This is a genomic window from uncultured Altererythrobacter sp., from assembly GCF_913057185.1.
Taxonomy (GTDB): Bacteria; Pseudomonadota; Alphaproteobacteria; order Sphingomonadales; family Sphingomonadaceae; genus Erythrobacter; species Erythrobacter rubellus.
This window is the reverse complement of sequence record NZ_CAJXNK010000001.1, coordinates 1,083,661-1,096,617: the sequence shown is the minus strand read 5'-3', so window position 1 is coordinate 1,096,617 and position 12,957 is coordinate 1,083,661. Positions and strand designations below refer to the sequence as shown.

11 protein-coding genes and 1 other RNA gene are annotated in these 12,957 nt (G+C 58.0%); 6 read left to right on the top strand and 6 right to left on the bottom strand.

Annotated elements, in window-relative coordinates; all coding sequences use genetic code 11:
- Position 1: 1 nt before the first annotated feature.
- From QZ487_RS05470 to ssrA, 3 genes are all read right to left on the bottom strand, one after another.
- Positions 2 to 1,162 (bottom strand): SO2930 family diheme c-type cytochrome, encoded by a 1,161-nt coding sequence (locus tag QZ487_RS05470; protein ID WP_296023693.1) that lies wholly within the window; start codon positions 1,160 to 1,162, stop codon positions 2 to 4.
- Positions 1,159 to 2,394 carry a parallel beta-helix domain-containing protein gene (locus QZ487_RS05465; RefSeq protein WP_296023691.1) on the bottom strand — a complete coding sequence of 412 codons (1,236 nt, stop codon included), beginning with the start codon at positions 2,392 to 2,394 and terminating at the stop codon, positions 1,159 to 1,161. The genes QZ487_RS05470 and QZ487_RS05465 overlap by 4 nt, the downstream gene beginning before the upstream one ends.
- Positions 2,395 to 2,552: 158 nt before the next feature.
- Positions 2,553 to 2,897, bottom strand: a transfer-messenger RNA (tmRNA) gene (gene ssrA, locus QZ487_RS05460).
- A 33-nt stretch (positions 2,898 to 2,930) separates the two neighbouring features.
- Here ssrA and QZ487_RS05455 point away from each other — a divergent pair.
- From QZ487_RS05455 to recF, 4 genes are all read left to right on the top strand, one after another.
- Positions 2,931 to 3,080: a hypothetical protein gene (locus tag QZ487_RS05455; protein WP_296023690.1), complete on the top strand. Its 150-nt coding sequence runs from the start codon at positions 2,931 to 2,933 to the stop codon at positions 3,078 to 3,080.
- 11 nt (positions 3,081 to 3,091) lie between these two features.
- Positions 3,092 to 3,637 (top strand): NUDIX hydrolase, encoded by a 546-nt coding sequence (locus tag QZ487_RS05450; protein WP_296023689.1) that lies wholly within the window; start codon positions 3,092 to 3,094, stop codon positions 3,635 to 3,637.
- A gap of 5 nt (positions 3,638 to 3,642) precedes the next feature.
- The gene (locus QZ487_RS05445) at positions 3,643 to 4,425 is read left to right on the top strand and encodes an SDR family oxidoreductase (RefSeq protein WP_296023688.1); all 783 of its coding nucleotides are present in this window, start codon (positions 3,643 to 3,645) and stop codon (positions 4,423 to 4,425) included.
- A gap of 84 nt (positions 4,426 to 4,509) precedes the next feature.
- Positions 4,510 to 5,586, top strand: coding sequence for a DNA replication/repair protein RecF (gene recF, locus QZ487_RS05440; protein WP_296023686.1), 1,077 nt, complete (start codon positions 4,510 to 4,512; stop codon positions 5,584 to 5,586).
- Here recF and QZ487_RS05435 read toward each other — a convergent pair.
- Entirely contained in the window at positions 5,583 to 6,287 is a 705-nt protein-coding gene (locus QZ487_RS05435) for an arylesterase (protein WP_296023685.1), read from the bottom strand. The genes recF and QZ487_RS05435 overlap by 4 nt on opposite strands.
- A gap of 48 nt (positions 6,288 to 6,335) precedes the next feature.
- Between QZ487_RS05435 and QZ487_RS05430 the strand changes: the two genes are divergently transcribed.
- Together QZ487_RS05430 and QZ487_RS05425 are read left to right on the top strand one after the other, a co-directional pair.
- A complete protein-coding gene (locus tag QZ487_RS05430) occupies positions 6,336 to 7,040 on the top strand; it encodes an ABC transporter ATP-binding protein (RefSeq protein ID WP_285976740.1) in 705 nt (234 codons plus the stop codon).
- Positions 7,037 to 9,568, top strand: a complete 2,532-nt coding sequence (locus QZ487_RS05425) for an FtsX-like permease family protein (protein WP_296023684.1) — start codon at positions 7,037 to 7,039, stop codon at positions 9,566 to 9,568. The genes QZ487_RS05430 and QZ487_RS05425 overlap by 4 nt, the downstream gene beginning before the upstream one ends.
- A 31-nt stretch (positions 9,569 to 9,599) precedes the next feature.
- Here QZ487_RS05425 and QZ487_RS05420 read toward each other — a convergent pair whose 3' ends face one another.
- The gene (locus tag QZ487_RS05420) at positions 9,600 to 10,046 is read right to left on the bottom strand and encodes an RDD family protein (RefSeq protein ID WP_296023682.1); all 447 of its coding nucleotides are present in this window, start codon (positions 10,044 to 10,046) and stop codon (positions 9,600 to 9,602) included.
- A 115-nt stretch (positions 10,047 to 10,161) separates the two neighbouring features.
- Complete coding sequence (locus QZ487_RS05415; protein ID WP_296023681.1) at positions 10,162 to 12,786, bottom strand: TonB-dependent receptor; 2,625 nt, start codon at positions 12,784 to 12,786, stop codon at positions 10,162 to 10,164.
- Between the last annotated feature and the right edge of the window lie 171 nt (positions 12,787 to 12,957).

Sequence of the window (12,957 nt, the reverse complement as noted above, 5' to 3'; positions counted from 1 at the left end):
CCTAAGCGCAGCTCCCGTCCATCGCCGCGATCCACTCTGCAATCAGTTGCGTGCCCTCTGCATGCGATAGGGAACGCCCCAGTTCGGGCATCATGATCGAAGGGTCGGTCGATTCCATCCGGTAAGTGAAGATCGATTGATCGGCCTTGCCCGGCACAATCCCGAACAGACGCCCGCCTGTGCCCTTCCCTGCTGCAATCGGCAGTTTGCACAGGCCCAACGAAGGGCCGACCGGCGCATCATGCTCCAGCAGCAGGCCTGATGTGTCCGCCGGACCCACGCGATTATGGCAATGTGCGCAATTGATATCGAGATAGGCGCGCGCGCGGCTCTCCAATGACAGACTCGCATCGCTCCAAACCGCGTTTCGCGGCGCTTCGCCCGGTTCCGGCGCGCCGGACAGCAGGCCTAGCCTGCTCCATTCAGCCAGCTGGTTTTCCGCACCTTCCGCATAAGAAAAATCGCGGTTGAGATGCCGAGCCTTGGGGCCAATCGGCATCACTTCGCGCGTCGTCGCATTGGTCGCATGACAACCGGCACACTGGTTCGCGTTGGGCACGATGTATGTAAACTCGCTCGAAGAACCGTCTCCGCTGGTTAGCGTCAACGTCTGCGCGTCGCCGGTGCGCTTGAGCACCGCGTCTGTTTGCTCCGCATTCCAGACATAGGGCAGCGCTTCCCACCCTGCCTCTCGCCGGACGAGCAAACGCGTTTCGATCAGCCGCACATCGGCCAGCGCAAAGCCGCTGTTCAAACGCTTGGCAGTCGTGTCATCCGCCAGCAGAACCGCGTCGCCTTCGCGCGGGTAATAGAACGTCTTCGAGATGACCGTGCCAACCGGGAAGTCGAATGTCTCTTCGCCATCGTATTTCGCCGCCTCGCCAGCGGGCAGCCACACCGTGCGCAACTTGTGTGTGTAGTCGGTGAAGAGTGAGGAATTAAGATCATAAGCGGTCACGCGGTCGTTCAGTACCAATCCGCCATCCGCAACCCGCAACAGGTTCCACTCGCTCAGCTTCTCAGGTCGCCCCTCGGCGTGGAAAACCGGCACAGTCGACGCAATTACATCCGGCCCGCCCTGCGTGGTCTCTCCGCACGCAGACAGCGCCAGAGCCGCGCCAGCCGCCGCTGCCAGCAATCCAGCACGCATTGTCTCGATCATGCGTCAGCGTTCTCTAACTTGACACCAGGAAGCTTGGGCAGTGTGCACCGGTGATCGGCATCTTCGGTATTGGGATTGGCGAATTCATTCGGGCCATCGACATTGATGATTCCCACGCTGCTATCCTCAATGCAGATCCGCTGATCCACCGGCAGTTTGCCATTCACCACCTTGTCCGGATTGACGAAGCCATCCCACAGCACGTCAGGGAAGCTGCCGTTAATGCCGAACATCATGGTCTTTAGAGCCTTGAGATCGAGCCCGTCAGGCGAATCGCCCCCGCCTTCCAGCGTGTTGCCGTAGATGTAGATGCCTTCAGGATATGGATCGTAGTTCGGCTGAGCGCTGAGGCCGGAATAATTGGTCGAAAAGACACTTGAGATGATGATATTGGCGGTCTGGTTATTCCTGATTTCGTTATCGAACACTTCAACCTTGTCGTTGGAGGTGATGACGATGCCAGAGCCAGCAGGCACACTGGCCACTGGGGTGCCTTCATGGCCGAAGTTCTCTGTGTTGTTGTCCACCACCCGATTGTTGAACACGCGGGTGCGCTCTCCCAGCTGGGGCAGGTTGGGCATGTTGAACACCAGGATACCGCCGGTGTTATTAGTCGCGACATTTTCGTAGACATCGGCATCGACAGTATTTTCGATCTCAATCCCGGCGACGTTCCATTCCGCGCGGTTGCGGCGCACGATGACATTGGCGGACTGTCCGACATAGATGCCTGCGTCTGACGCGCCGATTGCGACATTGTCTTCCATCAGCACATTGGTCGTCTGCACGGGATAAATGCCGTAAGCCCCGTTTTCGGTCTTGTAGCCATCAGTCCATTCAGTGCGCACACCGCGGATCGTAATGTTGTTGCCTTCACTGATTTTCAGCGCATCTCCGATCGTGTCTTCGATCGCCAGCCCTTCGATTGTAAAGTCGGACGCGGTAACGAGCAGCCCTTCCGCGCCAGATACCTGCCCTTTGAATGAAAGGATCGACTTATCCATGCCGGCACCGCGAATGGTCACGCCGTCGACCGTCAGGCTGAGGCTGCGCGTTATCGGAAATTTGCCTTCGGGGATCGTGATGACATCGCCCGGCTGCGCATCAAGCAGTTGCGCCATAAGCACTTCTTCATAGCCCGGGTCGCCCAGCGGCATTTCATCGGCAGATTCCTGAGCAGAACATGCAGCAAGCGCGAATGACAACGCCGTGACGGCAAATAGCTTCTTCATTGTGATCCTCTCCCGGCGCTTGAACACAGCTCAGCGCCATCAATCCCGAAATGAAACTGGAGCAGTTTTCAAAACTTGGCAAGGCCATGAAGAGGCCGAGAGTTGGAATGGTAATGGGAACAGGTGGGGGGTTCTGTTGCTAGGCCCCCCCGGGCCCCCGGAATCCGCTTCTGTTGCCCGGTGGGTCCAACCGCGCTTTAGCTTTGTAAATTCAGACCGTTAGGCCTTAAAATTACGCTGCAACTGCGAGTGCTTCATTATCATTGGCACTTGTGTGTAATGAGCCTTTAACGGGGTTTCTCAACCCGGACGAAAACAACGCTTTTCAACACACGTCGATCCTAGTTCGGCCCCGTCAGAACACCCTGATTTCAGGGCTTTATGGTGGAGCCGCCGGGTACTGCCCCCGGGTCCGTTGTGCCTATTGCACGCCGCAATTTATCGTCATAGTCGGCCGAAACCGACGCGCCCTATATAGGCGCATTCAGCTTAATGGGAAGTGATCAGCTCAAAAAGCGCGATGTCTGGGCGATGCGATGGCGGACATGCTTGAGCAGATCAAACGCGGTTGCATCGCAGAAGGAATGGCAGCGGGCGTTCGCGACATTGGTGAGGTGCTCGCCCAACAATTCCCGCGCGATGAAGATGACCAGAACGAGTTGCCTGATCGATTGATTGAAGTTTAAGACCCCGCTCCATGAGCGATCCAGACGCGAGCAAGCCCGAAAACATCGAGTGGCAGGGCAAATTCATCACCACCAAGACCCGCGGCCGCTGGGAATATGTTGCCCGCACCCGAGGCATTCGTGCCGCTGCGATCATCGCGATAGATGACGGCCACGTGATCTTGGTCGAGCAGTATCGCGTACCGCTAGGCAAGATATGCCTGGAAATCCCAGCTGGCCTGATCGGAGACGACGAAGGCAAAGCAGGCGAATTGGCCGAAGACGCTGCCAAGCGCGAGTTGGAAGAGGAAACCGGTTATCGCGCGGAACGCATGGAGAATCTGGGCGAGTTTTACTCCAGCCCCGGCATGGTCTCTGAAAGTTTCACTCTGTTGCGCGCGCATGGTCTTACGAAAGTGAGCGAGGGTGGCGGAACCGCCAGTGAAGACATCACGGTGCACCGCGTAAACTTGCGTGACCTGCCGCAATTCGTTGCAGATTGGCGCGCAAAGGGCCACGGTGTGGATGTACGTATCGCCATGTTGATGGCTGCGACCGGACTTATCAGAGAGGATTGAAACAAATGGCTGGAAGATGTGCGGGCAAGCTCGCTTTGGTGACTGGCGCGGCGCAAGGCCTTGGCGCTGCGCATGCGAGGCGGCTAGCAGAAGAAGGCGCGCGCGTTCTTTGTACCGATATCAATGGTGACGGTGCGCAGGCGACCGCTGCTTCAATTGTCGAAGAAATGGGTGCCGGCCACGCATATGGCATCCAGCATGACGTAACCAATCCCGATCATTGGGAGCGCGCGATCGAAACGGCAGATGCAGAACTTGGCGGATTGAATGTCCTCGTCAACAATGCCGGCATCGGCGTTGCCGGCAATATCGAGACCTGCAAGTTCGAAGACTGGCAGCGCTGCTTTTCCGTCAATGTCGATTCGATTTTTCACGGCTGCCAGAAGGCCTTGCCGCTCATGCGCGAACATGCGCCCGGCTCTATCATCAACATCAGCTCGATTGCCGGCTTGATCGCCAGCGACACGATGCCGGCCTACAACGCGTCAAAAGCGGCCGTTTGGATGCTGTCCAAATCGATCGCGCTGCATTGCGCCAAGAACAATATGCAGATCCGCAGCAATTCCATCCACCCGACTTTTGTCGACACGCCGATCCTGGACGGGACAGCAAAGGCACATAGCCTCGACAAGGATGTTTTGCTGGAAAAGCTGGCGCGTCAGATCCCGTTGAAGTTCGTCGGCGAACCCAACGATATCGCCAACGCAGTGGTCTATCTGGCAAGCGATGAAAGCCGCTTCATGACAGGCGCTGAGATAAAGCTGGATGGCGGTATCTCCGCGATGTGATTTTTCCCAACATTCGGGATTGGTGATTTCTTAGTGCTGCACGATGGTCAATTCGCGGCGAAATGCTAAGCGATGCAATGTAATATGGCGCTTGATCGCATCGCCCTTTCCCATTTTCGCAACCACCGCCAGACCGAGCTGCGCGGGACAGCGCAACTCAACCTGTTGTGGGGAGAAAACGGCGCGGGCAAAACCAATATCCTTGAGGCGATCTCTCTGCTTGCCCCCGGCCGCGGATTGCGGCGTGCGCCACTGTCAGACTTGCCCGGGCAGCAAGGGGAAGGCGGTTTCCAGATCGGCGCCAGCCTGATCGAGCAAGGGCACGAAAGCGCGCGGCTCGGCACCTATGTTGAAGCAGATCGTCCCGGACGCCGCCTGGTCCGTATCAACGGCGCAGAGACAAGCGCGCAGTCCTTAAGCGAATGGCTCGCAATCGGATGGCTGACCCCGGCGATGGACGGGTTGTTCATGGACAGCGCGGGCGCACGGCGGCGTTATCTGGACCGGTTGGCGCTTGCATTGCGGCCAGATCACGCTCGCCATGTCTCACGCTATGAAACCGCTCTGCGCGAGCGGAACAAGCTGTTGGAGGAGAACCGCGAGGCAACTTGGCTCGACGCAATCGAAGCGCAGGTCGCCGAGTATGGTGCAGCCATCAGCGCCAATCGCGCGGAACTGGTGGCAACGCTGACGGACGAACTTACCGCCCTGCCCGACGCCCCTTTTGCCAAACCAAACCTGACCTATCTGCCCGGCGGCCCGGCCGGGCGCGAGGAACTGCGCGCAGAACTGGCCCGCACCCGAGGGCGAGACCGTGCGGCGGGACGCACCCTCACCGGTCCGCATCGCGACGAATTGGACGTGGTGATGACTGGCAGCGGTCAAGCCGCCGCGTCCTGCTCAACTGGCGAGCAGAAAGCGATGCTGATCGCGCTGACACTGGCGCATGCCGTGCTGGCAGCGGAGGGGCGCCCCGGCGTCCTGTTGCTCGATGAGGTCGCCGCACATCTGGACCCTGTCCGGCGGGCCGCGCTGTTCGAGCGTCTGCGGATGGGCAAAGCGCAAGTCTGGCTGACCGGGACGGAGGCCGGCCCGTTTGAGGATATTCTCGAAGAAGCCGCTGTGTGGCTGGTTAGCGGCGGAACAGTGGAGCGAGTCTAGCCTTCATCGTCAGGCAAGGCGCCCTGCACTTGCTCGACTGTCGCCCCCACAAGCCGCTCAATCCCGATCTCAGTCGGATGAATGCGGTCAGACTGAAACAACGTCGGATCCTGATAGATCGATTCCAGCCAGAACGGGATCAGCGCAGTGCCATATTCGCGCGCAAGATCGCTATAAAGTGCATCGAATTCAGCCTGATATTCAGGGCCATAGTTTGGCGGCGCACGCATTCCCATCAGCAGCACCTGAATGCCGCGTCGCTGAGCTTTCTCGATCATCGCGGCAATGTTCGCTCGCGTTTGATCCGGCGAAAGTCCGCGCAGCAAGTCGTTTCCGCCCAGCTCAATGATCACTAGCTCGGGCTCATAGTCCTGCGCGTCCAGTGTAAAAGCAAAGCGCTGCAATCCAGCCGCGCTCGTATCGCCCGAAATGCCGGCGTTGGACACGCGCGCATTTACGCCCCTCGCCCGCAATGCATTCTGCAATTTCGAGGGATAGCTATCTTCCTTGTCGACATTGTAGCCCGCGAACAGGCTGTTGCCGAACGCGACAATATCCATTTCAGGGCCCATGACGGGAACCGGAGGCGCCTCTGCAACATTGGTGTCCGAACCCGTGCTTGCTGGCCCCTCAGCAGGCACTTCGCTGCTGCAGGCCGCCAGTGAAAGGGCCAGTATGATCGACCAAACGCCTTTTTGCATCTGCGAGTCTCCTTGTGCGGATGTAACCCCTATGCGAATGCGAACCCTGTGACCAAGCCCCCTCTCGCAATTTCCGCCCGAAATCTCACTCTAACGCTGGGCAGCAGTGCCGCGCCGGTTGAAATCCTGCGCGGGATCGACCTTGACGTTGCGCAAGGAGAGATCGTCGCGCTGCTCGGCGCATCCGGTTCTGGCAAAAGCTCGCTGATGGCGGTGCTTTCCGGACTGGAGCGCGCCAGTGGCGGCAACCTGATCGTGGCAGGTGAAGACTTCACCAGCATGGATGAAGATGCGCTGGCGCAGGCCCGCCGTGGCCGCATCGGCATTGTACTTCAGGCGTTTCACTTGCTGCCAACCATGACAGCCGCTGAAAATGTTGCCACGCCGATGGAATTGGCTGGCACCGAAGGCGCAACGGCTCGCGCCGAAGCGGAGCTTACCTCTGTCGGTCTGGGCCACCGGCTGCACCACTATCCAACCCAGCTTTCCGGCGGAGAGCAACAGCGCGTAGCGATTGCGCGCGCGATCGCGCCACGCCCGCAGCTGATCTTTGCCGACGAGCCGACCGGCAATCTGGACGCGACAACCGGGCAAGACATCATCGAATTGCTGTTCGCACGCCGCGCAGAGACCGGCGCGACACTGTTAATGATCACGCATGATCGCGCACTGGCTGAGCGGTGTGAGCGCGTGGTCACGATGGCAGACGGCGTGATCGTTTCTGACACCGCCTCTGCCAGCACAGCAGCATGACCGCCGCATCTGCCACTCCGATGAGCTGGGCGATGGCCTGGCGCATAGCCAAGCGCGATCTCAATGCGCGCTTCAAGGGCCTACGCCTGCTGCTGGTGTGCATATTTCTGGGTACGGCGGCGCTTGCTGCGATAGGAACGCTGACAGCTGCGATCGAGCGGGAACTGGCCAATCGCGGGCAGGAGCTGCTCGGCGGCGATCTGGAAGTCGAAGTCTGGCAGCGCGATCTGACCGACGAAGAGAAGACGGGGCTGGGTCAGTACGGCACGCTATCGGGCGGCACGCGAATGCAAGCCATGGCGAGTACCGATGACGCAGCAGCGCCAGTGCAACTGAAAGCCGTCGATGAACGCTGGCCGCTGTATGGTGTACTTACTTTGGCAGATGGGCGCGAAGTGGGCGCCCCCGCCGCTGGCGAAGCATGGCTTGGCCAAGGCGCGCTGGACCGGCTCGACATCAAATTGGGCGAATCATTCCGCGTTGGCACAGGTACTTTGACCGCTGCCGGTGTGATCGCGAACGAGCCGGACCGTTTATCGGAAGGCTTCCAGCTAGGGTCGCCTATCATTGTCGCTGCGGATTATCCACTGCGTGCGGGCCTGATCGCGCCCGGCGCGCTGTATGAAAGCAAATACCGCATCGCCTTCGACAGAAGGCAAGAACCCGATGCAGTGCGCGAACAGCTGGAAGAGCGTTTCCCCAATTCAGGCTTCGATTTCCGTGATCGTGACCGCGCATCTCCCGGCGCAGACCGGTTTGTTAGCAATATGAGCGATTTCCTGACGCTGGTCGGATTGGCCGCACTGGTAATCGCCGGAATCGGCATAGGTGGCGGCGTTTCGAGCTATCTTGACGCTCGGCGCAACTCCATCGCGACATTCAAGGTGCTTGGCGCTTCCAGCCGAGACATTGTAAAGATCTACGCACTGCAAATCGGCGCGGCGGCGCTTGTCGGCAGCTTGGCAGGCATCGCCACCGGCGTTCTGGTCACCCCGCTGCTTGGTACGGCACTCCAAGGCCTACTGCCGGTTGAAGGCGGGTTTGTGATCGAGCCCGCTCCTCTCTTGCTCGCCGGCGCTTACGGCCTATTGGTCGCGTTCTCCTTTGCTGCAACGCCGCTGCTGCGCGCAAAAACGTTTCCGGCGATGGCGCTGATGCGGGCACGCGTTTCCCCCCTCGCCCGCGATCTGCGTGCTCTAGTCTGGACTGGCCTTGGCATCGTCGCCATTTGCGCGCTGGCTTTGCTGACAACCAATCAACCCATGCTTTCAGGTGGCTTCCTGATCGGTGCTGGTGGCGCGTTGATCGCGCTGGCCCTGATCGGATTTGCGATCCGATTGGCAGCTAGGCGTGCACCGCGCACGAGCAACCCTTTGCTGCGTTCAGCAGTCGCCAATCTGCACCGTCCGGGCGCGCCGACAGGGGCGCTTGTGACGGCTCTGGGCTTTGGCCTGGCGTCCTTCGTCCTGCTTGCAGCCATCCAGAGCGCGATTAACGGCAATATCGAAAGCCGCGTGCCGCAAGAAGCGCCGGACTATTTCGTACTCGACATCCCGCGCGATGGCGAAGCCGATTTCCGCAATCTAGTGACCAATCTCGACAGCGAAGCCACGATCCGCACAGTACCTGCCTTGCGCGGCTCTGTGCTGGCATTTGGCCCACAGGATGACATGGTCCGCGTTGCAGACCTCGAGAAAATACCCGATGGCGCTTGGTTCCTGCGTGGTGAGCGGGGCCTCACCTATACAGACACGCTACCACCAGGAAATTCACTGGCTGAAGGTGAGTGGTGGGACGAAAGCTATGACGGCGAACCGCTCGTCTCTATCGAGGCTGACGCGGCGCGCGCGGCTGGGCTTGAAATAGGCGATTACATCACGATCGGCGTGTTGGGCATCGAGCGCGATGTCCGCATTGCAAACCTGCGCGTCATCGATTGGGAGAGCATGGGCTTCAACTATGCGCTGGTCTTCAGCAGCAATGCCATTGCCGATGCTCCGCACAATCTGGCAGCCACAATCGAGCTGACCGATGACAGTCAATCGGGCGCCCTGCTGCGCCAGATGGTTGCAACTTTCCCTTCAAGTTCCGTGATCGAAATCGGTCAGGTGCTGATCGAAGCTCGCACAATTCTGGAACAGGTCGGCGCAGCGACGCTTGCGGCGGCTTCTGTGGCGGTGTTGGCTGGTCTTGCTGTGCTGATGGGCGCCATAGCGGCTGCGCGTGCTTCGCGTACCTATGACACCGTCGTTCTGCGCGTTATGGGCGCCAGCCGGCGTCAAGTTTTGGGTCTGCAGCTCGTGGAGTATGGATTGCTGGCGCTACTGCTGGCTGCTGTGGCGTTAGCGCTTGGGTCAACACTCGCGTGGTTTGTCATCACCCAACTGTTTGAGTTCGACTGGCTGCCGGACTGGACGCAAGTGCTCAGCGTGCTCGGCATCGGATTGGTCCTCGTGCTGGCATTCGCAATAGGCGGGTCGCTCCCCTTGTTAAGAGCAAAACCCGCCCAAGCGCTTAGAGAGCTCTAGGAGCGGGCCAGAGCCCGCTCCTAACAATCAATCAGTCAAATACTGTCGGGTCGACGGAGCCTTCGCCCGGGCGCCCCTTTACCACCAATGTGCTGCAGATCATGTCATGCAGGCCTTGCTTGCGCTCTGTGAAGGCAACCATGATGTGGCCGATGAGCAAGACTATTCCGGACAGAATCTTGGCAAAGTAACGGCCAAGCGCACGCAGCCAGGTAATACGGTTGCCGTTCGTATCAGTTACGATGATGCCCACCGCCATCTTGCCCAGTGTGCCTTGCTTGGAAGAGCTTTCCATCAAGACGAAGTACGCAATCGAACCGACAATAACCAAAGCATAAGTCACGAGCCCGATTGTCGTTGTGAAGATTTCATTCGCCTCAGGGTCGAGCGACGTCGCGCCGAAGACGCTAATTCCCATCACCGAATATATCACAAATTGCGCGGCCACGCGTATCCAGAAACCTGCATAGTTGCTCATTGTGACACTCCCTCGAACTGTATGTCCTTGCGAAGTGTGCCGGCAATTCTTGCAAAATCGATAAAAAGGGGCCGGTTTTCACCGACCCCCTTAAACTCAAACCAAGTCCGTGTGATCAGAACTTAAAGCGTACTACGCCGCCATAGGTGCGCGGTGCACTTGGGTAGCCAGATACAGTACCAGCCTGAGCCACACCATCGAAGATGGTCAGAATGTACTGATCATCAAACAGGTTGCGGCCCCAGATGCCGACTTCGATACCGTTCTCCATAGCAAAGGTCATTGACGCATTCACCAGATTGACTTCACGCGTGAAGTTGTTCGGGCCGAATGTTGGCAGACCGTTGTTGATCGGTGTGTCGCTCTCGTGGTTGTAATCCACGCGGGTAATCAGACGGTTGCCCGACAGACCAAACTCATGCGTGTAAGTTGCCGAAGTGGCAATTGCCCAGGCAGGAATACCGGCCGGACGTACACCTGTCAGATCACCCAGAACGCTGCCGGGGAAATCGTCAAACAGCGGATCAAGGTGCGTTGCCGCAAACGTCAGGACCAAGCCATCTGTCGGACGGATATTGACGTCCATCTCGAAACCGCGAACCGACTGCTTACCAGCGTTCCGAAGCGCAAAGCCCGTGCCGGTGAAGGCAAAGCTTTGGAACCCTTCGATACTCTGGTCAAACAGCGCGAGGTTGAAGTTCACGCCTTCGATTGAAGCCTTCAGACCGATTTCGTAGACTTCCGCCTCTTCCGGACCTGCGAAACGCGAGCCTGAAACCAGGTTTGGAACAGCCAGACCTGCATTCAAGATTGGCGAAGATGGCGCAAGGATTGTCGAGCCGCCCGGACCAGCCGTAAAGTCTGTATTGAGCGGGCGACTGTCACGCGACAGGTTGACAGAGCTTGCCTTGAAGCCGGTTGCGTAGCTGGCGTAGACATTGACTTCCGGCGTAACCTCGTAAGAAGCGCGGAAGAGATACGTCAGCTTGTCATCGCGGGTCTTGCCGTCTTCGACAGCATTCGGGATGGCAAGGAACGGCGGTTGGAACTGAAACGCTTGAAGCGCGAGAAGCGGGTTCTGAGCTGGATCAAGCGCTGCAGCAGTAATCGCCTGGAAAATCGGCGCTGTCGCCGGATTCGAAGCAAATCCGGCAATAGTTGCCGCATCGACACTGCCTGGCGTAACCATAAGTGCTTGCGCAATTCCGCCAACGATAAATGCGTCAACCAGATTAACCTGACCAAGCGGATCGAAAGACGTCTGGCTTAGCGCGAAGTCTTTCTTATCGTCTGTGTAGTTGAAGCCCGCGGTGAACACGAGGCCATCAACAGGCTCAAAGTCGACCGTACCAAAAATCGACCATGACGTGTTATCCATGCTGAACGTTTCAGATGTCAGCAACGGCGTGAGGAAAATGCTTTCCTGCGGCAGGCCGAGAGCAGCCTCTACTCCGTTAAACACGCTGGGTGCACCCGTCAAAACATCGACTGGATTGCCGCCAGCGAGCAATTCAAATACGTTGCGGATCTGGCTGCCATTCGGGATCGCACTGTCTTGGTTAATCTTCTCATCAAAGTAGAAACCGCCAAGCAGGAAGTTGATCGGACCGTCGAAATCCGACGCGATGCGGAGTTCTTGCGTAAAGGTCTCAACTGCCTGATCGCGCGTTTCAGTCGCGATGTCGGCGCTTGTGTAGTCGATGTCTGACAGGAAGAAATTTTCCAGCTCACGATAAGACGTGATCGACGTGACGCTGATGGGGCCAGTGTTCCAGTCTGCCTGGATTGAGCCGCCGTAGTTCTTCACTTCGTTGTTGGGCACGAAGTTCAGGAATGCTTCGTAACCGAAGAAGTCCGTGCTCAATTGTCCACCAACCGCGTTGATCGCACCGGTCACAGGGCCCGAAACGAGCGTTGCCACCTGGCAACAAATTTCATCGATTTCCGAGTAGTCAGCGATTGCGCGAATGCGCAGGTCAGGGGTTGGCTCAAACAAAAGCTGTGCACGAGTCGCCCAGCGATCACGATTGTTCTGCTCTTCGTCGAGGTTGACGATCGTCGCATAGCCGTCGCGCTTGTTGTAGCTGCCATCAATCGAAAATGCGATGTTGTCAGTCAATGGACCGGTTACATCGCCCTTCAGAACGATTGCATTGAAATTGCCGTAGCTGGCTTCAACGCTGCCGCCGAATGTAAACTGCGGTTCGCGTGTGATGACCGAGATTACACCGGCCGACGCGTTTTTGCCGAACAATGTCGATTGCGGGCCGTTCAGGACTTCGATGCGTTGAACGTTTGAAAGGTCAGACAGCGCGGCTGCTGAACGCGAACGGAAAACACCGTCGATGAATACGCCAACCGATGGCTCAATGCCGAAGTTGTTATCGCCGTTGCCGAAACCGCGAATTATGAAAGTTGATGCAGACGAAGTTTGAAGCTGGCTGACGCGCAGCGATGGAGTAACCGTCTGGAGATCGAGAACGTCACGAATCTGTGCATTTTCAAGCGTTTCGCCTGAGGTCACAGAAACCGAAATCGGGGTTTCCTGAAGTGTCTGCTCACGCTTTGTCGCGGTAACTACGATAACGGGTGCACCGCTGAATTCATCTTCAACACTCGTGTCGTCGTCAGCTGTGTCTTGCGCGTGGGCCGCGGCGGGCATGGCAAACGCAAGGACCGCTGCACCGCTCATCAGGGCAAAGCGAGTTGATCCGGCAAAGCCGGTCTTATCAAAGTTCATTGAGTTCTCCTCTCAAAAGCGACCGGTGGGGTGCGCGACATTTATTTTGAACGCTTTATACCGATCTCGACCTGTTCAATACGGAAGTGATTAACAAGGCACAAGTAAATCAGCGGCATATAGACGACGCAATCATCCTATGTTGCGTGCTAGACACACCTTCCGTTACGT